We start from the raw sequence: 23,119 nt of genomic DNA on the forward strand, positions 1-23,119 counted from the left end.
TCTCCGTTTCTCTTTCCGCGAGGTGGGTGAATGCTGGAAATTTCAAAGCTGGTCAAGCGTTACGGCCGTGACGAGCCGGTGCTCAAAGAGCTGGATCTGACGGTCGAAGGCAGCAGTGTGGTCTCCATCGTCGGCGCCTCCGGGGCCGGCAAGAGCACCATGCTGCGCTGTATCAACCGCCTGGTGGAGCCCACGTCGGGTTCGATCAAGCTCAACGGCACCGAGCTGGTTCACCTGCGCGGGCGCGAACTACGCCGTGCCCGGCGCAAGATCGGCATGGTGTTTCAGGGCTTCAACCTGATCGACCGTCTCACGGTGATGGAGAACGTGCTGGCAGGACGGCTCGGCTACGTCAATCTCTACCAGGCGATTACCCGCCGCTATCCCCAGAGCGATATCGAGCGCGCCTTCACGCTGATGGAACGGGTGGGCATCGCCCACTATGCCAACAAGCGGGCCGACGAGCTTTCCGGAGGTGAGCGTCAGCGGGTCGGCGTGGTACGGGCGCTGATGCAGGAACCGGAAATCCTGCTCGCCGACGAGCCTACGGCCTCGCTCGACCCGCGTACCTCCGAGCAGATCATGAAGCTGCTGCAGAGCCTGGCCAGCGAACTCTCACTGCCGGTGCTGATCAACATTCACAACGTGGCCCAGGCCAAGGCCTACACCGAACGCATCGTCGGCTTGCGCCATGGCCGGATGATCTTCGACGGCGCGCCGGCCGATTTCGGCAAGGAGGCGCTGGACGCCATCTACGGCGGCATCGAGACAGCCGAAGACGAGATCACCGAGGAGCCCGGCCGCCCGGCGCAGCAGGGGGTGGCTCATGACTCGACCTGACCAGGCCGCCGCGCCGCGTACCTGGCGCAAACCGCCCTTCATCGCCAACCCGGTGCTGCGCTATGGGCTGTGGCTGGTGGTGATCGTCTACCTGGTGTGGGCCTTCGGCTCGCTGCCGTTCAACTGGGCGCGCATCAGCGAGGGCCTGCCACGGGCGGCACGTATCTTCGGCGGCGGCTTTCCTCCCAGCTTCGAGCGCAGCGGGCTGCTGATCACCGGCTTCAAGGAGAGTTTCCAGATCGCCATTCTGGCCACCCTGATGGGGGTAGCGCTGTCGATCCCCTTCGCCGTGATGGCGGCCAAGAACGTGGCGCCCAAGCCCATCTACCTTCTCGGACGTGCGGTGATCATCGTCTCGCGCAGCTTCCATCCGGTGATCGTCGCCATCCTGTTCGTGGCAGCGGTGGGCTTCGGTCCGCTGGCCGGGATCCTGACGCTCACGATCTACTCGATCGGCTTCGTCGGCAAGCTGCTGGCGGAGGAGATCGAGGAGATCGACTGGGGCCAGGTCGAGGCGATGAAAGCCGCCGGAGCGGGCTACCTGGCGACGCTGATCTATGCCGTGTTTCCGCAGATCCTGCCGCGCCAGGTGGGGCTCTCCATGTACCAGCTCGACAGCAACCTGCGCGCCTCGGCGGTGGTCGGCATCGTCGGCGCCGGCGGCATCGGCGGTACCCTGATGAATGCCTTCGGTCGCTACGACTACGATTTCGCCTTTGCCATCCTGCTCATGATCATTGCCGTGATTCTGGTCAGTGAAGGCATCAGCGGCTGGGTGAGGAAGAAGATATGGTAGATCATGCCGGAGCCCTGGCCGACCGCGTCTGGCGGCGCTACGACCGCAAGCAGCAGCTGATCCGCTACGGCGTGCTGCTGATTACCGTGATGGTGGTCTACTGGGCGATACGCGACATCGACATCTTCTGGCCCTGGGTGTGGGACGCTCCCAACCAGATCTCGAGCCTGGGCGCGCGCATGTGGCCGCCCGACCCCTCGCGGCTTGCCGCGATCACCAACGCGCTGCTGGAGACGGTGCACATCGCCACCCTGGCGACCCTGCTGACGATCTTCATTGCGCTGCCGGTCTCCTACATCGCGGCCCAGAACACCACGCCCAACCGCGCCTGCCTGTGGCTGGGGCGCTTCATCCTGGTAGCCAGCCGCTCGGTGAACACCATCATCTGGGCACTGCTGTTCGTGGCCATCTTCGGCCCCGGGGTTCTGGCGGGAATCCTGGCCATCATGTTTCGCTCCATCGGCTTCATCGGCAAGCTGATGGGCGAGGCCATCGAGGAGATCGACCGTCGCCCGGTGGAGGCCATGGAAGCCACCGGCGCCTCCAAGGCCAAGGTCATCGCCTATGCCGTCGTGCCCCAGGTGATGCCAGCTTTCTTCGCCATCGTCATCCTGCGCTGGGACATCAACATCCGTGAATCGACGGTGCTGGGTCTGGTCGGCGCCGGCGGTATCGGGGTGATCCTGCAGGGAGCGATCGACACCTTCGCCTGGCCCACGGTGGCCACCATCCTCATCGCCATCATCGTGCTAGTGCTGATCGGCGAGGCGGTGACGGGCCTGCTGCGACGCAAGGTGCTCTGAGGGACGACGGCTTGTTGGTCGGTTGACCTTCCCGGCTGCCCTTGCCATGTTGAAATCGAGGTCCCGCGATGGGGCTCCATTCACTGCATCAAGGAGAGGCTATGACAACGTATATCGTGGTGGCCGATGCGGCTAGGGCGCGCGTATTCACCCGCGACGCGCTGAAGCTGGAGGAGAAGGAGAGCCTGGTGCACGCCGAAGGGCGTCTGCACGAGGGAGACCTGGTCACCGGCGAGACGGGAGCCGTCGACGAGTCGACCTCTCACACTCGGCGTTCCAGTCGCGGTGACAGCGTGGCGCTGGACCATGAGGCGGAGATCTTCGCCAAGCAGATCGCCGAGCGAATCTACAAGGCCAGGGTCGACAACAGCATGGACAAGCTGATCCTCGTCGCTCCGCCCCGCTTCCTGGGCGTGCTGCGTGACAAGATCGACGGGCCGACCAGCAAGCTGATCATCCACACCCTGGACAAGGATCTCTCCAAGGCGCCGCTGAACGATATCCAGAAAGCCGTCAGCGACATGCGCTGAAGCGACTTTGGCCTCGCGCTCGAGCCTGAACTCAAGCGTGCACTCAAGAAAGGGGCGTTCTTGCCGATAGAAGGAGCATGGCTGTGAAGTTTACTTCGCTGCAACATGCTATCCACTTCAGCGAGAACGCCCATGCACCTCAGATCGATCCGCCAATTCGTGGTCATGCTGGCCGGACCCTGCCTGTTGGCAGTGGTCGTGGCTCTGGTCGTTTATGCCCTGTTCTCCTCGGCACGTACCCAGCAGACCGTCGAGACCCACACGCGCGAACTGCTCGAAGGGGCCGTAGACGAGCGCCTGGCGGTGTTGGCGGACGCCGAGGCCGGCAGGATCCAGCGCGAACTCGAGCATGCCCTGACCCTGGCCACCCAGTTGGCAGATACCAACGCGCTGATGGGCCAGCGGGACGGCAGCGGCCGCACCGCCCTTGGCCTGAGCCGGCGCGAGCTCTCCAATCTGGTGCGCGAGACGGTGGTGCAGAACCCTTCGCTGCTGGACGCCTTCATCGGCTGGGAGCCTGATGCTTTCGGCCGCGATGCGCTGTATGCCGATCTTGGCGAAAGCGACGGCTACGACGGCAGCGGTCGCTTCATGCCCTGGTGGTATCGCACCGGGGAGGGCGGCGTCGAGGTGTTGCCGCTGGGCGAGACCATGGAGAGCACGGCGCTGCTCGGCAATGGCGTGCGTGAGGGCGAATACTACCTCTGCCCGCGGGAGAGCCTCGCCCCCTGTATCATCGACCCGGCGCCCTACGACTTCGGCGGCGAGACGCTACTGGTCACCTCGTTCAACGTGCCGATCCTGGTCGAGGGGGCGTTTCGCGGCGTGGCCGGTGTCGACCTGTCGCTGGATTTCATCCAGGCACTGCTGCTCGAGGCCAACCAGTCGCTCTACGGAGGGGCGGGCGAAATGGCCCTGGTGGCGGGGCGCGGGGGGCTGGTGGCCTATACCGCCAATGCCGAGCGGCTCGGCGATGCGGCAAGCGAAGCCTTCGATGCTCAGGTGCTGTCGGCCCTCGAGCAGGCTCAGGCGGAGGGCTCCAGCGTGAGCCTGGTGCGGGATGGCATGCTGGAGCGCTATCAGCCCTTCACCATCGGCGAGAGCGAGCAGCCCTGGACGCTGATGATCCGGCTGCCCGAAGCGGCGGTGATGGCAGAGCTAACGGCGCTGCAGGCGATGATGAACGAGCAGCGCCGGGCCGACACCCTGGGCATGGCGCTGGTCGGCCTGCTGCTGGCGGCATTGGGGCTCGCCGCCCTGTGGTGGGTCGGCACCCGCGTGTCGCGGCCGCTGCGCCTGCTGGCCGAACGCATGCGTGAGATCGCCACCGGCGACGGCGATCTGACCCAACGCCTGCCGGTACGAGGGCGCGACGAGAGCGCCGAGCTCGCCATTCAGTTCAATGCCTTCGTCGACAAGATTCACGACGTGCTGCTCGACGTGCGCGCCAGCAGCGAATCGGTACGTATAGCGGCCAGCGAGATCGCCAACGGCGGCGAGGATCTGTCGCGGCGCACCGAGCAGGCCGCTGCCAGTCTGCAGCAGACCACCGCCTCCATGGAGCAGATCTCGGCCACGGTAGAGCACACCTCGGCCTCCTCGCGGGAAGCCAACGGCCTGTCGAAGTCGGCCGCCGAGGTCGCCCAGCGCTCCGGCGAAACGGTCGGCCAGGTGGTGGACACCATGCAGGAGATCAGCCGCTCGTCGCAGCAGATCGGCGAGATCGTCAAGGTCATCGACGGCATCGCCTTTCAGACCAACCTGCTGGCGCTCAATGCTTCGGTCGAAGCCGCCCGGGCCGGCGAGCACGGCCGCGGCTTCGCCGTGGTGGCCGGTGAGGTGCGCCAACTGGCCACGCGCAGCGCCGAGGCCTCGCGCGACATCCGTTCCCTTATCGAGGCCTCCAGCCAGCGTGTCATCACCGGTACCGAGCTTGTGGGACGCGCCGGCGAGAGCATGGGCGAGCTGATGGCCAGCGTGAACCGGGTAGCCAACATGCTCGGCGAGATCAGTATGGCCGCTGGTGAGCAGAGCGACGGCATCGGCCAGGTCAGCGTGGCCGTGGCCGACCTCGACCGTACGATTCAGCAGAACGCCGCGCTGGTGGAGGAGTCGACCACCGCCGCCGAGCAGCTCAGCGAGCAGGCCGATCGTTTGGCCCAGGTCGTCGGCGGGTTCCGTCTGCGCGATCGCTGACGGCAGGGGCCAAGGGACCCTGGGGTAAGGCAACAGGAGGGTCAGGAGACCGGCGGCAGGTCGATCTCGTCGCTGCGCCTGACCCCCTCGGTCATCTGCCGGCACAGGCGCAGGAATTCGCGCATGCCGGTGGCCAGGTACTTGTGGCGGTGCCAGATGAAGGCGAACTGGCGGCTCAGGTCGAGCTCGGGAGTGGGAATCGGCACCAGGCTACCGCGGCGGAAGGCGTCACGCAGCGCCAGCTTCGACACGCAGCCGATGCCGAGCCCCGACTCCACCGCGCGCTTGATGCCCTCGGTATGTTCCAGCTCCAGCAGCGTATTGAAGCGCCCGCGGCGGTGCCTTGCGGCCTGCTCCAGCGTCATGCGCGTGCCCGAGCCCTGCTCGCGCATGATCCAGGCCTCGCGCAGCAGCCGCTCCAGCTCCACCGGCCCCTGGCCGGCCAGCGGATGGCGGGGCGAACAGAACACCGACAGTTCGTCCTCCACCCAGGACTGGGTGATCACGTCCTCCTCCTCGCAGTGCCCTTCGATGAGCCCCAGGTCGAGCTCGTGCTGACGCACGCGGTCGATGATCTCCCGCGTATTGCGCACCGCCAGGCGTACTCGGCTGCCCGGATGGCGCTGCATGAAATCGCTGATCAGCAGCGTCGCCAGGTAGTTGCCGATGGTCAGGGTGGCGCCCACGTCGAGCGAACCGATGCCCTGCTGACCGTGCAGGATCTCCTCGATCTCCTCGGCGCGGTCGAGCAGCGCCACCGCCTTGGGCAGCAGCTGAAAGCCCAGCGCGTTGAGCCGCAGCCGCTTGCCGATACGGTCGAGCAGCTGGCAGTCGAACTGGCGCTCGAGTTCGGCCAGGGCGGTACTGGTGGCCGACTGCGACAGGGAGAGCGCCCGAGCGGCGCGGGAGACGCTCTCGTGCTGGGCGACGGCGACGAAGACCTCGAGTTGGCGCAGGGTGAAATGCATGAAACGGCTCGATGTTGATCTATATCAGTAATCTGGATAAAGGATATCCATACAATCCAATTAACAGATAAACCTTGCGCTCTTATAATGCAAGCAAATCATCTAGCCCAATGCTTTATTCGATATAGGAATATCTAGGAGCCGGCATGAGCAAGTTTGCGTTGGAAGAGGTTCTCAGTGTCCACCACTGGAACGACACCCTGTTCAGCTTCCGCACCACCCGCGAGCGCAGCCTGCGCTTCAAGAACGGTCAGTTCGTGATGATCGGCCTCGAAGTGAACGGCAAGCCGCTGATGCGTGCTTACTCCATCGCCAGCCCCAACTACGAGGACCACCTCGAGTTCTTCAGCATCAAGGTGCCCGATGGCCCGCTGACCTCGCGTCTGCAGCACCTCAAGGTGGGCGACCAGATCATGGTCAGCCGCAAGCCCACCGGCACCCTGGTCACCGACGACCTGCTGCCGGGGCGCAACCTCTACTTCCTTTCCACCGGTACCGGCTTGGCCCCGTTCATGAGCCTGATCCAGGACCCGGAGGTGTACGAACGCTACGAGAAGGTGATCCTGGTGCACGGCGTGCGCAGCGTCAGCGAGCTGGCCTATGCCGACTTCATCCAGAAGGAGCTGCCGGCTCACGAATACCTGGGCGACGAGATCCGCGAGAAGCTGGTCTACTACCCCACGGTGACCCGCGAGGAGTTCCACACCATGGGCCGCCTCACCGACCATATCCGCAGCGGCAAGCTGTTCGAGGACACCGGCATTGCGCCGATGGATCCCAAGCAGGACCGCGCCATGATCTGCGGCAGCCCGGCGATGCTCGACGAGACCAGCGCCCTGCTGGACGACCTGGGCTTCAACATCTCGCCGCGCATGGGCGAACCCGGCGATTACGTCATCGAGCGCGCCTTCGTCGAGAAATAAAAAGGGGCGTTCGGTGCTTGGCGAGCTTCAAAAAACCCACGGCCTTGCGGTCGTGGGTTTTTGTTTGACTGGGCTTATACCGCATCCTTGCCGGTTTCGCCGGTACGAATCCGGATCACCTGCTCAAGCGGCGTGATGAAGATCTTGCCGTCGCCGATCTTTCCGGTATTGGCCACTTGGGTGATGGCATCGATCACCTGCTCGATCAGGTCGTCGTCGATGGCGATCTCCACTTTCACCTTGGGCAGGAAGTCGACCACGTATTCGGCACCGCGATAGAGCTCGGTGTGGCCCTTCTGACGACCGAAGCCCTTCACCTCGGTCACGGTGATACCCTGCACCCCGATCTCCGAAAGCGACTCGCGAACGTCGTCGAGCTTGAACGGCTTGATGATGGCGGTCACCAGTTTCATGGTCTGTTTCCTCATTGTCGTGCGGGGTTCTTCGCTCGAACCCGGGCGGGTACGAATCGGCTGGCCTCAAGCATACACCGCCCTTGGCAGGAAGAAAAAAAGGCTCCCCGCAGGGAGCCCGGAAGGGGTAAGCGTTTATTCTGGGCGGGGCTGACCGACCGGTGCGCCGGCTGCGTAGCCGCCGGACTGCGGACGTCCACCGCTGCCGCCGTAGACACGGGCGACACTGAACTCGGGGTAGGCTTCCATGCCGCACTCGGCCAGGTCGACCCCCTCGTACTCTTCCTCTTCGCTGACGCGCACGCCCATGATCGCCTTGATGATCAGCCACACGGCCAGGCTGGCGGCGAAGACCCAGGCGAAGATCGCCAGGCCGCCGATGATCTGTGCACCGAAGGTGGCGTCACCGTTGGAGAGCGGCACTGCCAGCAGACCCCAGATGCCGACCACACCGTGCACCGAGATGGCGCCGACCGGATCGTCGATCTTCAGCTTGTCGAGGGTGACGATGGCGGCTACCACGATGATGCCGCCCACGGCACCGATCAGGGTCGCGCCCAGCGCCGTGGGCTCCAGCGGCTCGGCGGTGATCGCCACCAGGCCGGCCAGGGCGCCGTTCAGGGCCATGGTCAGGTCGGCCTTGCGGAACCACAGCTTGGCCAGGATCAGCGCGGCGATGACGCCACCGGCCGCCGCGGCGTTGGTGTTGACCAGCACCTGGGCCACGTTGTTGGCCGAGGCCACGTCGGAGAGCTTGAGCTCCGAGCCGCCGTTGAAGCCGAACCAGCCCATCCACAGGATGAAAGTACCCAGGGTGGCCAGCGGCATGTTGGCACCCGGGATGGCGTGAATGCTGCCGTCCTTGCCGTACTTGCCCTTGCGCGGGCCGAGGACCAGCACGCCGGCCAGTGCCGCGGCCGCACCGGCCATGTGCACGATGCCGGAGCCGGCGAAGTCGGAGAAGCCCAGCTCGTCGAGCCAGCCCTCGCCCCATGTCCAGTAGCCGGACACCGGGTAGATGAAGCCGGTCATGACCACGGCGAAGGCGAGGAAGGCCCACAGCTTCATGCGCTCGGCCACGGCGCCGGAGACGATCGACATGGCGGTGGCGACGAACACTACCTGGAAGAAGAAGTCGGCGCGCATGGAGTAGTAGGGGGCGTCTTCACCACCGGCGGTGACCGCATCGACGCTGTTCTCGCCGCCGATCAGTACGCCCAGGTTGGGCAGGATGCCACCGGCATCGCTCGAGTACATGATCGAGTAGCCCACCAGCAGATACATGGTACAGGCAATGGCGAACAGGGCGATGTTCTTGGTCAGGATCTCGGCGGTGTTCTTGGCGCGCACCATGCCGGCTTCCAGCATCGAGAAGCCGGCGGCCATCCACATCACCAGCACGCCGCAGATCAGGAAATAGAAGGTGTCGAGCGCATAGCTCAACTCGGCAAGTTCACTCATGGCTGTTCTCCGTTGTTCTCGTTATGTCGATCAGACGGCTTCGGCGCCGCGTTCGCCGGTACGGATGCGAATCACATCCTCCAGCGGCGTCACGAAGACCTTGCCGTCGCCGATCTTGCCGCTGTTGGCCGCACCGCAGATGGCATCCAGCACGCTCTCGACGCGGGAGTCGTCCACGGCCACCTCGACCTTGACCTTGGGCAGGAAATCGACCACGTATTCGGCGCCGCGGTAGAGCTCGGTGTGGCCCTTCTGACGGCCGAAGCCTTTCACTTCGGTCACGGTGATGCCTTGCACGCCGTTGTCGGCCAGGGCCTCCCGTACGTCGTCGAGCTTGAACGGTTTGATGATGGCGGTGATGAGCTTCATTAGCGTCTCTCCATGCTGGTATTGGGCGATGGGTTGCCAGCTGCTGTGTCTTGCTTATGCGCATTACGTGCCATTTCCGAAAAAAACCTTTTCTTACAGCCGTTTTTCAGGACGAGATAGGCTCGATTCACCAAGAGGGAGAGGAGGGTTACGCGCCCGTGCACCAGCTTGGTGCCTTGTTGTGGTGCAGGCGCGCCATGTCGGAGCGTGAGAAGGGAATGCGTCGTTGCAGCGCCTTGCGTATGCTGTAGAGCAACATGCCCAGGCGAAAGGAGAAGCGCACCATGGCGAGTCAGGACCCCATCAGCCGGTTGGCGCAGCAGCTCGGCGAGCGCCTGCAGGGGGCGGCCCAGGCGCCGGAAGAGTTGCAGAAGGGAATACAGCAGGTCGTACGCGGCGCCTTCGACCGCCTCGAGCTGGTATCGCGGGAGGATTTCGACATCCTGATGGACGTGCTGCAGCGCACGCGCATCCGGGTCGAGGCGCTGGAGCAGCAGGTGGCGGCGTTGGAGAAGGCGCTGGCGGCCCGCGAGACCCCGGTGACCCAGGCGACCCTCACGCTGCCCGAGGATGCGGGCAAGGACGCTGACGAGCCCGGCGAAGCCAAGCGCTGAGCCAGCGTGGAGAGCCCGTGGTAGCACAGTGCTAGTATCTAACCCTTAGCTAATGGAGCGAGGGACCGCAAGATGCTGGCGATCGTTGCCACGCGGGCCGGCCTGGGGCTGGAAGCGCCCGAGGTGCAGGTCGAGGTACATCTGGCCAACGGCCTGCCGGGAATGACCCTGGTGGGTCTGCCCGAGGCCGCCGTCAAGGAGAGCCGCGAACGGGTGCGCAGCGCCCTCACCAACGCTGGCTTCGACTTCCCAAACACGCGCAGAATCGTACTCAACCTGGCGCCCGCCGACCTGCCCAAGGTCGGCGGGCGTTTCGACCTGCCCATCGCGCTGGGCATTCTGGTGGCTTCAGGCCAGGTGCCGGGTGAGGCGCTGGAGGGCATCGAGAGCGTCGGCGAGCTGGCGCTGGACGGCCGGTTGCGTCCCATCAGCGGCGTATTGCCGCTGGCCCTGGCGGCACGCAAGGCCGGGCGCAAGCTGATCGTGCCCAAGGAGAATGCCGACGAGGCGGCCTTGGCCGGCGATCTGCAGGTGCTGCCGGCGGAACACCTGCTCGATGTCATGGCGCACCTGCTAGGGCAGCAGCCCATCGCCGCGCATCGTCTCGAGGCGCCGCCGGTTGCCACCGTGCGTGAAGGTGATCTGGCCGACGTGCGTGGCCAGCACCAGGCGCGACGTGCGTTGGAGATTGCCGCGGCGGGTTCGCACAACCTCTTGTTCGCCGGCCCGCCCGGTACCGGCAAGACCATGCTGGCGAGCCGCCTGCCCGGCATCCTGCCCGAGCTCACCGAGGAGGAGGCGCTGGAAGTCGCCGCCATCCGCTCGGTATGCGGTCTGCCCCTGGCCGAGCAGTGGGGGCGCCGGCCGTTTCGCGCACCGCACCACACCGCCAGCGCCGTGGCCCTGGTCGGCGGCGGTTCCTGGCCGCGCCCGGGGGAGATCTCCCTGGCCCATCACGGTGTGCTGTTTCTCGACGAGCTGCCTGAGTTCAGTCGCCACGTGCTGGAGGTGATGCGCGAGCCGATGGAGAGCGGAGGGTGTTATAGTCAAACAAATTGAATGACAAGGGACACCTCTATGACCAAGGCAATCGCATACGTCCGCTACTCGTCGGCCATCCAGTCCAAGGGCGACAGCATAGAAAGGCAGAGAAGCCCCCTGGAAGCCTTTGAGAGCCGATTCAATGTCAAGGTTGATGAAATCTACACAGATGAAGGCATATCGTCTTATAGAGGCGATAATATTAAGAAAGGCCGATTCTCGGAAATACTGGAAAAAATTGACAATCAAGAAATAAAGCCGGGGGATTTTCTTGTCATCGAAAGTATAGATCGCATAAGCAGGCAAGAGCTCAACAAAACAGCGAAGATATTGCAAGACATACTTGAAAAAGGGATTAAGATATATACAACTATAGACGAGAAGCTTTACAACTATGAAGATAAAGAAAGGGATCTCGAAAACTATTTAATGATTGGCCTAATAGCTAAACGTGCCAATGAGGAAAGTGAGACAAAAAGTAAACGTCGTCGTTCGGCTTGGAATAAAACCAAAAAACTAGCAGAAAAAGGTGAAGTTTTTAACACGAAGCAGAACACACCTTACGGGCTGGAGGTGGTGGATGGGAAGTTCCGTATTATTGAAGAAGAAGCGAAGGAAATTCGTTTCATTATTCAAAATTTGAAGTATGAAGGTGCTAGTCAGTCAATAAGAAAAGTAAACGAGTGGTCAAAACGAAAGTGGCAAAGTAAACATATAGCTCACTTCATGAAAAATCAGTATATCAGGGGAGCTTATAGAGCACAGCGAAGGGTCGATGGCAAAAAAGTTCATGAGCGATATATAGAAAATTACTACCCTAAAATAGTTAGCGATTCCGATTTTTATGAAGCAAAAAAGGCAATGGAGAGCAGGAGGGTAAAGGTTGAGTATGGCAACAAGTCGGTTGGCAACTTAAATATATTCAAGCACTGCATTAAATGTGCCAAGTGTGGTTCCACTATGATTTTTATGAAAAACAGGAACCCAAGGGGTGTTTGGTATAGCTATTATCAATGCGAAACGAGGAAAGAAAAGAAGGCTGGGTGTGAAGGACAGTTCCTCCGTGCTGAATACGTTGTCAGCATGTTCTTGGCTGAGTTGGAGCTAAGGCTAGAATACAAGAAAGATATTAACGAAAAAGACAAGCTCATCTACGAAATAATGAGGCCAAAAGAAAAACCAGAAGACCTAGAAGCTTTTAATGAAAAGAAAGAAGAGCTTTCTAAAAATATATCCATTCTCTCTAATCTTGAAAAAACAGCAGACGAACTTGAAGGGAAAGCACCAACCTATCTTTTCAAAAAAATGGCAATGATTGAAGAGGAAATAGAAAGGTTCAAGGCAGACATAAACAAAATGGACTTCCAGAAAAAAGAAAGATTAAATATATACTCTTTCAATGAGCTTTTAGATATGGTTTATACAGAAAACGGGAGGTTGAGAATAAATAAGTTTTTAAAGGATGCTGGGGTGAAGCTCTACGTGAACCATATTAAAAAGCATCGGGCAGTTGAATTGTCAATATATATAAATGACGAACAGTATTCTTTTGAAATAGGAAGGTTTAAGCTGAGAGGCAACGAAACATTAGAAAAATACAAATTAACTAACTTGGCTGACTATATGGAATATTAAAACTTCTTGGCTCAATAACCCCAACCGAAGGGCGGGAGCAAGATTAAAAACAAAATAATGCCGAAGGCTTGGGTGGTTTTCAACAAAAAAATAATGTGGTTTTTCCCAAGCCTATAGAATATAGAAAGATTTCGCTGTCATATTTCAAGCACTTTTGCTTTATAAATGAAACCATCGCTTACCTTATACGGTAACTTTAATTACCTTACAAGGTATCTTGATTACCGTGCAAGGTAATTTTTTTAAATTAGATTGACTAAATATACATTGTGTGGTATAATTATGCACACAAAAAAGGAGTTCCGCCAGAACTCCTAATTTAACCGCTAACAATAAGGATAGTATATCATGGGAATTACAAAAGAGGGAAGTTTTTTTCAGGAAAATGGAAAGGTTTATTATGAAGATGAGTTCGGTGAGATTTTTGAGCAGGAGGTGATTCAAAAATCAAAGCCTGTGGGAAACGACTTCAGTCGAACGATAAGCAACAATCAGGACCACTATATTAGGATAGTAATGGAAGATATGGAAAGAGAGGCGGACATAAAAAAGAAGTGTGAAGAAATAAGGGAGAGTTCAACAATGAATGATAAAGAGAAGAAGACAGCGATACAAAAACTTATAGACTCAAACCTACATAAAACAGATCTAATGCTGTTGCTTTACTTAATCGGCATTGCCGACTATGGAAACTATGTGAAAATGTCGCAAAAAGAAATCGCTGTTAAGCTAAATAAAAAACAACCGCATATCAGTAGGTCAATAAAGAAGCTACGAGAGTATGGGTTTTTGTCTACACAGTATAAAGGCATCAGGTTGCATTTAGACTTAGCTTGGAAGGGTCATGGCTACAAGCACAAAATGGAAAAGGCTATGGAAGAGATGGAGAGTAAAGCGGATGTCATTTTTCCCGATAACAACAGTCTCGCATAAGTATGTTAGAATATAATGAGCTTCATTGTATAGCTCACTATACAATGAAGCTTAACGGCTCCGCCTACTTCATTGTGTGAGCTCTGCCGAGGGCTATGATGCTATCGCATCAATGCTTGCTGCGCAAGCATATTAGTTATTGAAGAAAGGGGGTTTGAAATGGAATTGATTTAATCAAAAGGAGATCTTAGGATGAGAAATAAAGTATTTGTTAATATAAAGAAAAGGAAGAGCTATGGTGAGCTAAAAAAGCTTTTCAAGCACAACAGAAGGCTAAGCAATGAAGGGAAGTTAGAATTGCATAGCAGAGATAGAGTTAATAGCAAGCAAGAGCTCAAAAGTAAAATAAAGATACTTCACAGGGCTTACCGAGATGAGTTCGAGTTAAACACTGATTACAACCTGCTTATAGCCCGGAAGTTTAAAGAGTGTGGTATCAAGACTAGAAAGAATTCCGTTATAGCTGCCACGGCGGTTTTAAGTGCCTCCTCTCCTGTGTTTAGACCTCAGTATGAGTCTGGTGACCCAGATGGAAGTGGCTTATATGATGAGGACAGAGTTAACAGATTTAAAAAAGCAGCTAAAAAGTTTGCATTTGATACTTTCGGTAAAGAAAATATTATTTCCATGGAACTTCACTTGTCGGAGACTACTCCGCATATTCATTTGACCTTTGTTCCTATTGTTGAGAAGGAAGTTAAAGTTAGAGAGACAAAGAAGCAAAGGTTGGCTAGGGAAGAAAGAGGCGAGCCAAAGCCTACCAAAGTTGTTAACTCATTATCAGCCAGAGATATGCTTAACCCAAAGTTATTTGATGAGTTACAAGAGAGGTTTTCTAATTACTGCAATGCAGAAGGGTTGGAAGTAGAGCCTGGTGAGAAGAAAGAGTTTACTCAAGCAAAGCACACAGAGACCGATGAATATGCTAGAAGGGTTCATCAGGCATTAAATAGTGAAATAGAGGTTGAGGGTATCGAAAGGCCAAAAGATGTAAATATATATGGTTTTAAAATGCCAAAGCCAAAGAGATTCGAAAGTGCTTCTAAATATAGAGAAAGGTGCGGTGAGCTTATAAGCGAAATAGTTGAGGAGCAAGTGGGAGAAGATTTCAAGATATTCTCAGAAGAGGCGAATTATAGCTTAAACGAGCAATATAAGACAATATCGGTTCTGGCAGAAGAGCTTAAATTGCAGAAAGAGAAAAACGAGAAGTTGATTCAGGTAAACAAAGAACTCAGCAAGATGATAAGCAACCCAGGCTTGGCGGATAAAATTATAAAAGACATAGATGCCGAAAGTGTTCTAAAAATGCCTGACTCTAGTGCTGGGGTGCTTAGCAGAATCAAGCCTAAAAAGCCGTATAGACATGAGGCTCTGTCAGTATGACTTTACCGCAATAAATCGCTTAGATAGCGGTTTTAGGCTCTACGAGACGGCATTGTAACCTAGAGAGTTAAAGGTATGATTTCTCAAAATCCTCTATCCCTAATGCGACTTCTTCGTTAATCAAAAACTCTAGCAACTGGAATTGGGCTTTTGCCCTTCCTATTCTATTAAATGAGTGCGACACCTGCATATTTTTTATTAGTTCGCGGGTGATGACATGTCTTGGATGTTTTTTTAATGTCCCAATCCACTTTTCGACCTTCTTTTCATAGAGCTCTCTCTTATGCTTTGGCAGGCTATCAATGCCGCCACCTGCACCAATAAAATTGTAACTATGAGATTCTTCAAGGTCCACAAAAAAATTGGTGAGTTTTGTTAGAGCATTGCCGAGAATTAAGTCAGAAATGATGCCCATTTTTAAACCTCACTTTTAGATTTTTTCTTGGTGAATAGCTGTTTGATGTAGTAAACAATTCCAGCATGAATGCTATGAGCAATTACACCTGCAAAAAAAACTGAAGCAATGATGTCTGGGGGTAAGCTTCTGCCAGTGGCTTGAATAATAAATATTGTTGCAATCGAGGCTATTGCACCAGATGTTACTATTCCCCACTTTGATTTGAAGAATAGAACTATAGTCCCAGCTATTATGAAGCCAATTAAATCTAAAAGTTTTGCCACCAGTAGAGCCATTAGCATGATCACACCCCAAGCAACTTTATAATCCTTAATTATACACAAGAAGGATTAGAAATGTCATCCAATCCATTCCTTTTGTATAAGTTTGAGAAAAGCTCCTACCGTTCGAGTCAGGGCGCATTCATATCGCCCGGGCCAACCACGAACGTAAGTTTCCCGCTAGATTTCAACTGGTTGCAGCGATGAATCCGTGTCCCTGCGGCCATTTGGGCGACCCGCGCCAGGCCTGCCAATGCACTGCGGCGCAGATCCAGCGCTATCAGTCGCGCCTCTCCGGGCCGCTGCTCGACCGCATCGACCTGCAGATCGAGGTGCCGGCGCTGCCGCCGGAGCAGCTGACGTCACGTGAGGTGGGCGAAAGCTCTGCCGTGGTGCGTGCCCGGGTCATGGCCGCTCGCCAGCGCCAGTACGCCCGCGGCGCCCTCAATGCCCACCTGGGCGGGCGCGAGCTGGAGGCGGCCTGCGCGCTCTCCACGGCCGACCGTGCCTGGCTGGCTGGGGTGCTCGAACGCCTGCGGCTCTCGGCGCGGGCCTACCACCGGGTGCTGCGGGTGGCGCTGACCCTGGCCGATCTGCTCGAAAAGCCGCACCCGGAGCGCGGCGAGCTGATGGAGGCGATCGGGTATCGGCAGTTGGATCGCCAATTACGACAGGGATAGGGGATCACAGAGCCGTGGCGTCGAAGGCGCCTTCGACCTCGGTCTGCCACAGGGCGCTGTCGTTGTCGGGGCGATGCAGCGACAGTGTGAGGCGGTAGGGCAGCAGGTCGCGGTCGGTCAGGCGCAGGCGCGGCGCGGTGGCTTCCAGCCGGCTCTCCATGCGCCACTGGTGAGCGCCGCCTTCTCCGGCCATCGCCGGTCGCCAGTCGATCACCTGGGGGCCGTCGCTCACGCCCAACAGGGCGCGGGTGAGGCTTTCGAGGAAGCGGTCGCTGTCGATCTCGAGGCTATCGTCCACCTGGGGCGAGACCAGCAGCAGCACCTGCTCGGCGGGGGGCTGCAAGGCATCCACCTGGATCACCCGGTCGACGGCACGGTCGCTCAGGTTCTGCAGGGCGCGGCGAATGGGATCGGGCTCGGGAGGCTGGGCGGCACAGCCCGCCAGCAGGATGAGAAGAGCGAGCGGCGCGATGTGTCTCAGCATCGAATGTTAGGCTCCTGAGCGGCCGGTGCCAGGCGCTGCTCCAGCTCTTCGACGAAGCCGTCGAGTGATCTGAACAGAGCGTCGCGGATGGGTTCGGCTTCGTTGACCAGATGATGGCGCGCTTCAGGATGACGCTCGATGCGGGCCTTGGGAAATTTTCGCTCCAATACCGCCAGATTCCACTCCCAATCGACGGTGACGTCCTGCTCCCCTTGAAGGATCAGGGTGGGAAGGTCACGCGGGGGCAGGGCAAGCAGCTGAGGCATCCAGCGGCGCATGGCGCTGACCCAATTGAGCGACAGGTGCTCCGGCTGCAGGGGATCGTGTTCGCGCAGGAAGGCGGCAAACTCGGCGTCGGTGGAGTTGGCGCCGAAGCGACGCGGCAGGGTCTCGACGAAGGGGCCCACCAGGCTGTGCAGCCACCCCGCCTGGGGCCAGCCGAAAGGGCGCACCAGGGGCGCGAGCAGTGCAAGGCCAGCCCAGCGATCCTCGTCGGGGTGACTCAGGGCGTCGGTGGCGAGAATGGCGGCGCCGGTACTCTGGCCGACTCCCAGCCAGGGCCGGGGGGCCAACCCGCTACCTTCCAGCTGCTCCTGCAACGCGTTCAGGCACTCTCCGTAATGCGCGAAGTCGTCGATGCAGGCGCGCTTGCCGCTGGACAGGCCGTGGCCTGGCAGGTCCCACATCACCACCCGCCAGCGACGCTCCAGCAGCCGCTGCAGCAGGTGGCGGTAGAGACCGAGATGATCGTAGTAGCCGTGCACCACGAAGGCCGTGCCGATGGGCTCCGCGGGGTTCCATACCTGAGTCCACAGCTGATAGCGCTGAGTGCCGGTATAGCCAACGTAGAGTCCGACATGTTCGGTGAGCAGCGGCGCCAGGCCGTAATGCGCCAGATAGCTCGCCAGCGAAGGCTCGCCTTCGGCACGAAAGGGCGCCACCGGTCCCAGCGCCTGCAGGGGCGTAAAGTCGGTCATGACGTGCTCCAGCGGATCAAGACACTTTCCCTTCGATTCCTTTCATCTGTCGCGACACCGAGCGTGCAGTGAGTATAACTTCCGGCCATGCTGTCGAGTGAGGGAAACCACTGCACTCGCTCATCGACTTGTGCAGCGCTTCCCGAAAGATCGCTGCGGTAGCCGATATTTGTTGACCATTTGGTCAGAAAAACGACTCTTAACCCTATGTCTAGTAGGGTAGCCCTTCCTTCGGGTTTACATATGGAACAGTTTTCCACAAAATTGGCGCCTCGCAGTGGTATCACCCCCACGAATTGCGGCGAGCCGAGAGCAGGATATTCGGCCGCCACGCAGGAGGAGACTCTTCCATGTCCGAACGCGTTACTCGCCATCGTCTCCAGGTGGCCGCTGAGCTGGACCGTTTCATCAACGACCAGGCCCTGCCGGGCACCGGCATCGATGCCGAGAGCTTCTGGGCCGGGGTCGACGCCATCTTTCATGATCTGACACCGAAAAATCGTGAATTGCTCGCCGAGCGCGAGCGGCTGCAGGCGCAGCTGGATACCTGGCATCGTGAGAATCCCGGTCCGGTACGCGACATGAGCGTCTATCGCGCCTTTCTCGAGGAGATCGGCTACCTGGTGGACGCCCCGGCACAGGTTACGGTGTCCACGGCCAACGTCGACCGTGAAGTGGCCATTCAGGCCGGCCCGCAGCTGGTGGTGCCGGTGAGCAATGCGCGCTATGCGCTCAACGCCGCCAATGCGCGTTGGGGCAGCCTCTACGATGCGCTCTACGGCACCGACGCCATCTCCGAAGAGGGCGGCGCCGAGAAGGGCTCGGGCTACAACCCCAAGCGCGGCGAGAAGGTCATTGCCTACGCCCGCGGCGTGCTCGACCTGGCCGCACCGCTGGCCACCGGTTCCCACCGCGATGCCGTCAAGTACGTGCTGCGCGACGGCCACCTGGTCGTGAGTCTCGAAGGCGGCCGTGAGACCGGTCTCAAGGAGCCGGGCAAGCTGGTCGGCTACAGCGGCGAGGCGGCAAGCCCGGAGTCGATTCTGCTTTCCAACCATGGCCTGCACCTGGAAATCCAGTTCGATCCCAGCCACCCCATCGGCAAGACCGACCCGGCCGGCGTAAAGGATCTGCTGGTCGAGGCCGCGCTGACCGCCATCATGGACTGCGAAGACTCCGTGGCCGCGGTCGACGCCGAGGACAAGGTCGGCGTCTACGCCAACTGGCTGGGCCTGATGAAGGGCGATCTCGAAGAGGCCATCGAGAAGGGCGGCAAGACCTTCACCCGTCGCCTGCACGCCGATCGTAGCTACACTACCCCGGACGGCGGCAACCTGACCCTGCCCGGCCGTTCGCTGATGTTCGTGCGCAACGTCGGCCACCTGATGACCACCCCGGCGGTGCTCGACGCCGACGGCAACGAACTGCCCGAGGGCATTCTCGACGGCATCGTGACCAGCCTGCTGGCTATTCATGATCTCAAGAAGGGCGCGAACGATCCGCGCAACTCCCGCAGCGGCTCGGTCTACATCGTCAAGCCGAAGATGCACGGGCCGAAGGAAGTCGCCTTCTCCAACGAGCTGTTCGGCCGCGTCGAGGACCTGCTGGGCCTGGCCCGTGACACCCTCAAGATGGGTATCATGGACGAGGAGCGTCGCACCTCGGTCAACCTCAAGGCGTGTATTGCCGAGGCCGCCTCGCGCGTGGTGTTCATCAACACCGGCTTCCTCGACCGTACCGGCGACGAAATGCACACCGCCATGGAAGCAGGCCCCATGATCCGCAAGGGCGACATGAAGAATGCCGCCTGGATTGGCGCCTACGAGCGCAACAACGTGCTGGTCGGTCTGGCCTGCGGCCTGCGCGGACGGGCCCAGATCGGCAAGGGCATGTGGGCCATGCCGGACCTGATGGCGGCCATGCTGGAGCAGAAGATCGGCCACCCCAAGGCCGGTGCCAACACCGCCTGGGTGCCGTCGCCCACCGCCGCCGCCCTGCATGCGCTGCACTATCATCAGATCGACGTCAGCGAGATCCAGCGCGAGCTGGAGGCCCAGGGCGAGCCTGCCCTGCTGGAGGAGCTGCTCGACAAGCTGCTCACCGTGCCGGTGGCCGAGAAGGCCGAGTGGTCCGACGCTGAGCTGCAGCAAGAGCTCGACAATAACTGCCAAGGCATTCTCGGTTACGTGGTGCGCTGGGTCGAGCACGGCGTGGGCTGCTCCAAGGTGCCGGACATCCACGACGTGGGCCTGATGGAGGACCGTGCCACGCTGCGTATCTCCAGCCAGCATATCGCCAACTGGCTGCACCACGGCGTGGTCGACGCCGAGCGCGTGCAGAAGACCCTGGAGCGCATGGCCAAGGTGGTCGACGAGCAGAACGCCGGCGACCCGACCTATACCGCGATGAGCGCCGATTTCGCGGCCTCCACCGCGTTCAAGGCGGCCAGCGACCTAGTCTTCAAGGGCCGCGTGCAGCCCTCCGGCTACACCGAGCCGCTGCTGCATCACTGGCGGGCGGTGCACAAGGCGGGCTGATCCTCAAGGTCTCGTCCTCAGACCGACGTCTGATCCACTGCGCCCCGGGTACCCGCCCGGGGCGCTTTGGGTTATGTTGGGCTCCACGATCACAACCGCTAGCCACGAGCACAACCAGCAGGGAGCCCGACGATGACCGTGATGACCGCCGCCGCCATCGAAGATTTTCTCGACGAGGTCTTTCCCCAGCGTGCCGGCACCATCGAGGCGGTCGATCACATGCGCGCCACCATGAGTCTGGCTATCGAGGACGAGCATCTGCGGCCCGGCTCCAGCGTCTCCGGACCGACAATGATGGGGCTGGCCGATGTCTGTCTCTACGTGGCCATCCTGGCCCAGATCGGCCCCGAGCCGATGGCCGTGACCACCGATCTCAACTGCCATTTCCTGCGCCGTGCCCGCGGCGACCGCGACCTCATCGCCAATGCCCGCGTGATCAAGCTGGGCCGCCGCCTGGCGGTGGGCGAGGTGCAGCTCTTCTCCGCTGGCGACGAGCGTCCTGTGGCCCACGTCACCGCCACCTACGCCATTCCCGACTCCGACTGAGCGTCGCGCCCGGCGCGCAAGGCTCCCACGGCAAGTGTCAGCCAGCCGGCGATCATCAGCACGCCGCCGAACGGGGTGATCATGCCCAGGCCGCGCAGGCCGGTCAGCGCCATGGCATACAGCGAACCTGAGAACAGCAGCACCCCCACGGCCCACAGGCCCAGCACGATGCCGAACCCGTGCCGCGGATGCGTGGCGCGCCAGGCGAGCACGCCGAGCATCGCCAGGGTGTGCCACATCTGGTAGCGCACGCCGGTCTCGAAGGCGGCCAGCAGCCGCTCCGACAGCTGGCCCTGCAGGGCATGGGCGGCGAAGGCACCCGCCATGACCGCCACTCCGCCCGACAGCGCTGCCAGGCACCACCATCCGCGATCGCGCATCTCTTTCTCCTTGGGGGATTGGGATTGCCGCCTACCGTACCCCGGGAGGCGTTAAGGGGCTACAATATGGGCCCGCGACACTCGTCAACTGGAGAGGGACGCCATGCAGATCCAGCTCAACGGTGAGCCCCGAGACCTTGCCCCCGGCTTCACGGTGGCGCAGTTGGTCGACGACCTTGGCCTGACCGGTCGGCGTATCGCCGTCGAACGCAACGAGGAGATCGTGCCGAAGAGCGAGCACGATGCCACGCGCCTGGCCGACGGCGACCGCATCGAGATCGTTCACGCCATCGGCGGCGGCTGATTGCCACCCGCCGACGGTTTACCGCTCCAAGACCCGCTAAAGACACAGGCCCACGCGATGACAGACTTCTTCCAGGATCAGCCGCTGCGGATTGCCGGCCACGCCTTCACCTCACGTCTGCTGGTCGGTACCGGCAAGTACAAGGACTTCGACGAGACCGCCGAGGCCATCGCCGCCTCGGGCGCCGAGGTCGTCACCTTCGCCGTGCGGCGTACCAATCTCGGCCAGGAAGACGGCCCCAACCTGCTCGACGTGGTGCCGCCGGAGCGTTTCACCCTGCTGCCCAACACCGCCGGCTGCTACACGGCCAAGGACGCCGTGCGCACCTGCAAGCTGGCCCGCGAGCTGCTCGACGGCCACAAGCTGGTCAAGCTCGAGGTGCTCGGTGACGACTCCACCCTCTACCCCAACGTGGTCGAAACCCTCAAGGCGGCGGAAGAGCTGATCCGCGACGGCTTCGACGTGATGGTCTACACCAGCGACGATCCCATCGTGGCCCAGGAGCTCGAGCGCCTGGGCTGCTGCGCGATCATGCCGCTGGGCTCGCTGATCGGCTCCGGGCACGGCATCCAGAACCCGCACAACATCCGCTTGATCATCGAGCATGCCAACGTGCCGGTGCTGGTGGATGCCGGCATCGGTACCGCCTCCGACGCCGCCATGGCCATGGAGCTGGGCTGCGACGGCGTGCTGATGAACTCCGCCATCGCCCATGCCCGCCAGCCGGTGCTGATGGCCAGCGCCATGAAGAAGGCCGTCGAGGCCGGGCGCGAGGCGTTCCTCGCCGGACGCATGCCGCGCCGCCAGAGCGCCGACCCCTCCTCTCCCTTTGCCGGCCGCATCAACGGCTGAATCCACCGGAGCCGCAACGAATCCATGAGTGACCCGCAACGCGATTCCTCGACCACCGGCCCGGAAGGGCCGGACGCCCCGCTGCATCGCCGCGGCATCAAGAGCTACGTGCTGCGCGCCGGTCGCATGACCCAGGCCCAGACCCGCGGCCTGGAAGAGGTCTGGCCGCGGCTGGGCCTGACCCTGGCCGAGGGGCGGCAGGATCTCGACGCCCTGTTCGGACGCCGGGCGCCGCGGGTGGTGGAGATCGGCTTCGGCATGGGCGCCTCGCTGATCGAGCAAGCCGAGACCCATCCCGATACCGACTTCATCGGCATCGAGGTGCATGCCCCGGGCGTGGGCAAGCTGCTCGACGAGGCCGACAAGCGCGGCCTGACCAATATCCGCGTCTACCGTGAGGACGCCCTGGCGGTGCTCGAACAGTGCCTGCCGGAGGCCAGCATCGCCACCCTGCAGCTGTTCTTCCCCGACCCCTGGCCGAAGAAGAAGCACCACAAGCGGCGTATCGTTCAGCCCGCCTTCGTCGAGCTGATTCGTAGCCGTCTCGAGCTGGGCGGCAAGCTGCACATGGCCACCGACTGGCAGGCCTATGCCGAATGGATGGCCGAGGTGATGGAAGTCGCGCCGGGCTACGTCAATACGGCGACGCCCGCGACGGCGCCCTATGTGCCGCGTCCTGAGTTTCGTCCGCTGACCAAGTTCGAGGCCCGTGGCGAGCGCCTGGGGCACGGCGTGTGGGATCTGATCTTCGAGCGCTGCGAATAGCCAGACCG

The 23,119-nt window shown here is 60.1% G+C and carries 25 protein-coding genes and 2 pseudogenes; 17 read left to right on the forward strand and 10 right to left on the reverse strand.

The window, feature by feature from the left end:
* Positions 1-30: 30 nt before the first annotated feature.
* The 5 genes from phnC to HOP58_RS01885 all read left to right on the forward strand — a co-directional run bounded on the left by phnC (position 31) and on the right by HOP58_RS01885 (position 5,165).
* Positions 31-840 (forward strand): phosphonate ABC transporter ATP-binding protein, encoded by an 810-nt coding sequence (gene phnC, locus HOP58_RS01865; RefSeq protein ID WP_010625814.1) that lies wholly within the window; start codon positions 31-33, stop codon positions 838-840.
* Positions 827-1,636 carry a phosphonate ABC transporter, permease protein PhnE gene (gene phnE, locus HOP58_RS01870; protein ID WP_010625813.1) on the forward strand — a complete coding sequence of 270 codons (810 nt, stop codon included), beginning with the start codon at positions 827-829 and terminating at the stop codon, positions 1,634-1,636. The genes phnC and phnE (HOP58_RS01870) overlap by 14 nt, the downstream gene beginning before the upstream one ends.
* On the forward strand, positions 1,630-2,439 hold the full coding sequence (gene phnE / locus HOP58_RS01875) for a phosphonate ABC transporter, permease protein PhnE (protein WP_010625812.1): 810 nt from the start codon (positions 1,630-1,632) through the stop codon (positions 2,437-2,439). Before phnE (HOP58_RS01870) ends, phnE (HOP58_RS01875) begins: the two co-directional genes overlap by 7 nt.
* A 101-nt stretch (positions 2,440-2,540) precedes the next feature.
* Positions 2,541-2,969: a host attachment protein gene (locus tag HOP58_RS01880; RefSeq protein ID WP_010625811.1), complete on the forward strand. Its 429-nt coding sequence runs from the start codon at positions 2,541-2,543 to the stop codon at positions 2,967-2,969.
* A 132-nt stretch (positions 2,970-3,101) separates the two neighbouring features.
* The gene (locus tag HOP58_RS01885; RefSeq protein ID WP_234259376.1) at positions 3,102-5,165 is read left to right on the forward strand and encodes a methyl-accepting chemotaxis protein; all 2,064 of its coding nucleotides are present in this window, start codon (positions 3,102-3,104) and stop codon (positions 5,163-5,165) included.
* A gap of 41 nt (positions 5,166-5,206) precedes the next feature.
* On the opposite strand, the gene HOP58_RS01890 is transcribed toward HOP58_RS01885, so the two are convergent.
* Positions 5,207-6,133, reverse strand: a complete 927-nt coding sequence (locus tag HOP58_RS01890; protein WP_010625809.1) for a LysR family transcriptional regulator — start codon at positions 6,131-6,133, stop codon at positions 5,207-5,209.
* 146 nt (positions 6,134-6,279) lie between these two features.
* Here HOP58_RS01890 and HOP58_RS01895 point away from each other — a divergent pair, with 146 nt between their 5' ends.
* Positions 6,280-7,056, forward strand: a complete 777-nt coding sequence (locus HOP58_RS01895; RefSeq protein WP_010625808.1) for a ferredoxin--NADP reductase — start codon at positions 6,280-6,282, stop codon at positions 7,054-7,056.
* Between the two features lie 74 nt (positions 7,057-7,130).
* Here HOP58_RS01895 and glnK read toward each other — a convergent pair whose 3' ends face one another.
* The 4 genes from glnK to HOP58_RS01915 all read right to left on the reverse strand — a co-directional run bounded on the left by glnK (position 7,131) and on the right by HOP58_RS01915 (position 9,585).
* Complete coding sequence (glnK, locus tag HOP58_RS01900; protein ID WP_010625807.1) at positions 7,131-7,469, reverse strand: P-II family nitrogen regulator; 339 nt, start codon at positions 7,467-7,469, stop codon at positions 7,131-7,133.
* A 135-nt stretch (positions 7,470-7,604) separates the two neighbouring features.
* The gene (locus HOP58_RS01905) at positions 7,605-8,930 is read right to left on the reverse strand and encodes an ammonium transporter (protein ID WP_234259377.1); all 1,326 of its coding nucleotides are present in this window, start codon (positions 8,928-8,930) and stop codon (positions 7,605-7,607) included.
* Between the two features lie 30 nt (positions 8,931-8,960).
* Entirely contained in the window at positions 8,961-9,299 is a 339-nt protein-coding gene (locus tag HOP58_RS01910; RefSeq protein ID WP_010625805.1) for a P-II family nitrogen regulator, read from the reverse strand.
* Positions 9,300-9,447: 148 nt separating this feature from the next.
* Positions 9,448-9,585: a hypothetical protein gene (locus tag HOP58_RS01915; RefSeq protein ID WP_158409627.1), complete on the reverse strand. Its 138-nt coding sequence runs from the start codon at positions 9,583-9,585 to the stop codon at positions 9,448-9,450.
* On the opposite strand from HOP58_RS01915, the gene HOP58_RS01920 reads away from it, so the two are divergent.
* The 5 genes and pseudogenes from HOP58_RS01920 (at position 9,584) to HOP58_RS01940 (ending at position 14,908) form a co-directional block, all read left to right on the forward strand.
* The gene (locus HOP58_RS01920; RefSeq protein ID WP_234254871.1) at positions 9,584-9,913 is read left to right on the forward strand and encodes an accessory factor UbiK family protein; all 330 of its coding nucleotides are present in this window, start codon (positions 9,584-9,586) and stop codon (positions 9,911-9,913) included. The genes HOP58_RS01915 and HOP58_RS01920 overlap by 2 nt on opposite strands.
* Before the next feature lie 72 nt (positions 9,914-9,985).
* A pseudogene (locus HOP58_RS01925) lies at positions 9,986-10,948 on the forward strand (YifB family Mg chelatase-like AAA ATPase); the annotation flags it as partial.
* Between the two features lie 42 nt (positions 10,949-10,990).
* The gene (locus HOP58_RS01930) at positions 10,991-12,589 is read left to right on the forward strand and encodes a recombinase family protein (RefSeq protein ID WP_234259378.1); all 1,599 of its coding nucleotides are present in this window, start codon (positions 10,991-10,993) and stop codon (positions 12,587-12,589) included.
* A 348-nt stretch (positions 12,590-12,937) separates the two neighbouring features.
* Positions 12,938-13,522, forward strand: coding sequence for a helix-turn-helix domain-containing protein (locus tag HOP58_RS01935; protein WP_234259379.1), 585 nt, complete (start codon positions 12,938-12,940; stop codon positions 13,520-13,522).
* A 192-nt stretch (positions 13,523-13,714) separates the two neighbouring features.
* Positions 13,715-14,908, forward strand: a complete 1,194-nt coding sequence (locus tag HOP58_RS01940; RefSeq protein WP_234259380.1) for a plasmid recombination protein — start codon at positions 13,715-13,717, stop codon at positions 14,906-14,908.
* Between the two features lie 67 nt (positions 14,909-14,975).
* Here HOP58_RS01940 and HOP58_RS01945 read toward each other — a convergent pair whose 3' ends face one another.
* Both HOP58_RS01945 and HOP58_RS01950 read right to left on the reverse strand, forming a co-directional pair.
* Positions 14,976-15,323, reverse strand: a complete 348-nt coding sequence (locus HOP58_RS01945; RefSeq protein WP_234259381.1) for a hypothetical protein — start codon at positions 15,321-15,323, stop codon at positions 14,976-14,978.
* 2 nt (positions 15,324-15,325) lie between these two features.
* On the reverse strand, positions 15,326-15,607 hold the full coding sequence (locus tag HOP58_RS01950) for a hypothetical protein (RefSeq protein ID WP_234259382.1): 282 nt from the start codon (positions 15,605-15,607) through the stop codon (positions 15,326-15,328).
* A gap of 107 nt (positions 15,608-15,714) precedes the next feature.
* Here HOP58_RS01950 and HOP58_RS01955 point away from each other — a divergent pair.
* Positions 15,715-16,266 (forward strand): annotated as a pseudogene (locus HOP58_RS01955) (ATP-binding protein); the annotation flags it as partial.
* Positions 16,267-16,270: 4 nt separating this feature from the next.
* Here HOP58_RS01955 and HOP58_RS01960 read toward each other — a convergent pair.
* Together HOP58_RS01960 and HOP58_RS01965 are read right to left on the reverse strand one after the other, a co-directional pair.
* Positions 16,271-16,750, reverse strand: coding sequence for a hypothetical protein (locus HOP58_RS01960; RefSeq protein ID WP_234259383.1), 480 nt, complete (start codon positions 16,748-16,750; stop codon positions 16,271-16,273).
* Positions 16,744-17,727 carry an alpha/beta hydrolase gene (locus tag HOP58_RS01965; RefSeq protein WP_234254862.1) on the reverse strand — a complete coding sequence of 328 codons (984 nt, stop codon included), beginning with the start codon at positions 17,725-17,727 and terminating at the stop codon, positions 16,744-16,746. Before HOP58_RS01965 ends, HOP58_RS01960 begins: the two co-directional genes overlap by 7 nt.
* Positions 17,728-18,077: 350 nt before the next feature.
* Here HOP58_RS01965 and HOP58_RS01970 point away from each other — a divergent pair, with 350 nt between their 5' ends.
* Both HOP58_RS01970 and HOP58_RS01975 read left to right on the forward strand, forming a co-directional pair.
* The gene (locus HOP58_RS01970; protein WP_234259384.1) at positions 18,078-20,264 is read left to right on the forward strand and encodes a malate synthase G; all 2,187 of its coding nucleotides are present in this window, start codon (positions 18,078-18,080) and stop codon (positions 20,262-20,264) included.
* Positions 20,265-20,396: 132 nt separating this feature from the next.
* On the forward strand, positions 20,397-20,810 hold the full coding sequence (locus tag HOP58_RS01975) for a PaaI family thioesterase (protein WP_010625792.1): 414 nt from the start codon (positions 20,397-20,399) through the stop codon (positions 20,808-20,810).
* On the opposite strand, the gene HOP58_RS01980 is transcribed toward HOP58_RS01975, so the two are convergent.
* A complete protein-coding gene (locus HOP58_RS01980; RefSeq protein WP_234259385.1) occupies positions 20,786-21,190 on the reverse strand; it encodes a DUF423 domain-containing protein in 405 nt (134 codons plus the stop codon). The genes HOP58_RS01975 and HOP58_RS01980 overlap by 25 nt on opposite strands.
* A gap of 103 nt (positions 21,191-21,293) precedes the next feature.
* On the opposite strand from HOP58_RS01980, the gene thiS reads away from it, so the two are divergent.
* From thiS to trmB, 3 genes are read left to right on the forward strand one after another with little or no spacing between them, the layout of a single operon-like run.
* Positions 21,294-21,494, forward strand: a complete 201-nt coding sequence (gene thiS / locus HOP58_RS01985; RefSeq protein ID WP_234259386.1) for a sulfur carrier protein ThiS — start codon at positions 21,294-21,296, stop codon at positions 21,492-21,494.
* Between the two features lie 57 nt (positions 21,495-21,551).
* On the forward strand, positions 21,552-22,346 hold the full coding sequence (locus tag HOP58_RS01990; protein ID WP_234254859.1) for a thiazole synthase: 795 nt from the start codon (positions 21,552-21,554) through the stop codon (positions 22,344-22,346).
* A 24-nt stretch (positions 22,347-22,370) separates the two neighbouring features.
* Positions 22,371-23,111 carry a tRNA (guanosine(46)-N7)-methyltransferase TrmB gene (gene trmB / locus HOP58_RS01995; RefSeq protein WP_234259387.1) on the forward strand — a complete coding sequence of 247 codons (741 nt, stop codon included), beginning with the start codon at positions 22,371-22,373 and terminating at the stop codon, positions 23,109-23,111.
* Positions 23,112-23,119: the final 8 nt, after the last annotated feature.

It is taken from the genome of Halomonas sp. MCCC 1A11062 (genome assembly GCF_021404355.1).
In the GTDB taxonomy this organism is placed as follows: Bacteria; Pseudomonadota; Gammaproteobacteria; order Pseudomonadales; family Halomonadaceae; genus Halomonas; species Halomonas aerodenitrificans.

Coding starts and splice junctions, on each gene's coding strand:
- phnC (WP_010625814.1), top strand. CDS start 31: ATGCTGGAAATTTCAAAGCTGGTCAAGCGTTACGGCCGTGACGAGCCG.
- phnE (WP_010625813.1), top strand. CDS start 827: ATGACTCGACCTGACCAGGCCGCCGCGCCGCGTACCTGGCGCAAACCG.
- phnE (WP_010625812.1), top strand. CDS start 1,630: ATGGTAGATCATGCCGGAGCCCTGGCCGACCGCGTCTGGCGGCGCTAC.
- HOP58_RS01880 (WP_010625811.1), top strand. CDS start 2,541: ATGACAACGTATATCGTGGTGGCCGATGCGGCTAGGGCGCGCGTATTC.
- HOP58_RS01885 (WP_234259376.1), top strand. CDS start 3,102: ATGCACCTCAGATCGATCCGCCAATTCGTGGTCATGCTGGCCGGACCC.
- HOP58_RS01890 (WP_010625809.1), bottom strand. CDS start 6,133: ATGCATTTCACCCTGCGCCAACTCGAGGTCTTCGTCGCCGTCGCCCAG.
- HOP58_RS01895 (WP_010625808.1), top strand. CDS start 6,280: ATGAGCAAGTTTGCGTTGGAAGAGGTTCTCAGTGTCCACCACTGGAAC.
- glnK (WP_010625807.1), bottom strand. CDS start 7,469: ATGAAACTGGTGACCGCCATCATCAAGCCGTTCAAGCTCGACGACGTT.
- HOP58_RS01905 (WP_234259377.1), bottom strand. CDS start 8,930: ATGAGTGAACTTGCCGAGTTGAGCTATGCGCTCGACACCTTCTATTTC.
- HOP58_RS01910 (WP_010625805.1), bottom strand. CDS start 9,299: ATGAAGCTCATCACCGCCATCATCAAACCGTTCAAGCTCGACGACGTA.
- HOP58_RS01920 (WP_234254871.1), top strand. CDS start 9,584: ATGGCGAGTCAGGACCCCATCAGCCGGTTGGCGCAGCAGCTCGGCGAG.
- HOP58_RS01915 (WP_158409627.1), bottom strand. CDS start 9,585: ATGGTGCGCTTCTCCTTTCGCCTGGGCATGTTGCTCTACAGCATACGC.
- HOP58_RS01930 (WP_234259378.1), top strand. CDS start 10,991: ATGACCAAGGCAATCGCATACGTCCGCTACTCGTCGGCCATCCAGTCC.
- HOP58_RS01935 (WP_234259379.1), top strand. CDS start 12,938: ATGGGAATTACAAAAGAGGGAAGTTTTTTTCAGGAAAATGGAAAGGTT.
- HOP58_RS01940 (WP_234259380.1), top strand. CDS start 13,715: ATGAGAAATAAAGTATTTGTTAATATAAAGAAAAGGAAGAGCTATGGT.
- HOP58_RS01945 (WP_234259381.1), bottom strand. CDS start 15,323: ATGGGCATCATTTCTGACTTAATTCTCGGCAATGCTCTAACAAAACTC.
- HOP58_RS01950 (WP_234259382.1), bottom strand. CDS start 15,607: ATGCTAATGGCTCTACTGGTGGCAAAACTTTTAGATTTAATTGGCTTC.
- HOP58_RS01960 (WP_234259383.1), bottom strand. CDS start 16,750: ATGCTGAGACACATCGCGCCGCTCGCTCTTCTCATCCTGCTGGCGGGC.
- HOP58_RS01965 (WP_234254862.1), bottom strand. CDS start 17,727: ATGACCGACTTTACGCCCCTGCAGGCGCTGGGACCGGTGGCGCCCTTT.
- HOP58_RS01970 (WP_234259384.1), top strand. CDS start 18,078: ATGTCCGAACGCGTTACTCGCCATCGTCTCCAGGTGGCCGCTGAGCTG.
- HOP58_RS01975 (WP_010625792.1), top strand. CDS start 20,397: ATGACCGTGATGACCGCCGCCGCCATCGAAGATTTTCTCGACGAGGTC.
- HOP58_RS01980 (WP_234259385.1), bottom strand. CDS start 21,190: ATGCGCGATCGCGGATGGTGGTGCCTGGCAGCGCTGTCGGGCGGAGTG.
- thiS (WP_234259386.1), top strand. CDS start 21,294: ATGCAGATCCAGCTCAACGGTGAGCCCCGAGACCTTGCCCCCGGCTTC.
- HOP58_RS01990 (WP_234254859.1), top strand. CDS start 21,552: ATGACAGACTTCTTCCAGGATCAGCCGCTGCGGATTGCCGGCCACGCC.
- trmB (WP_234259387.1), top strand. CDS start 22,371: ATGAGTGACCCGCAACGCGATTCCTCGACCACCGGCCCGGAAGGGCCG.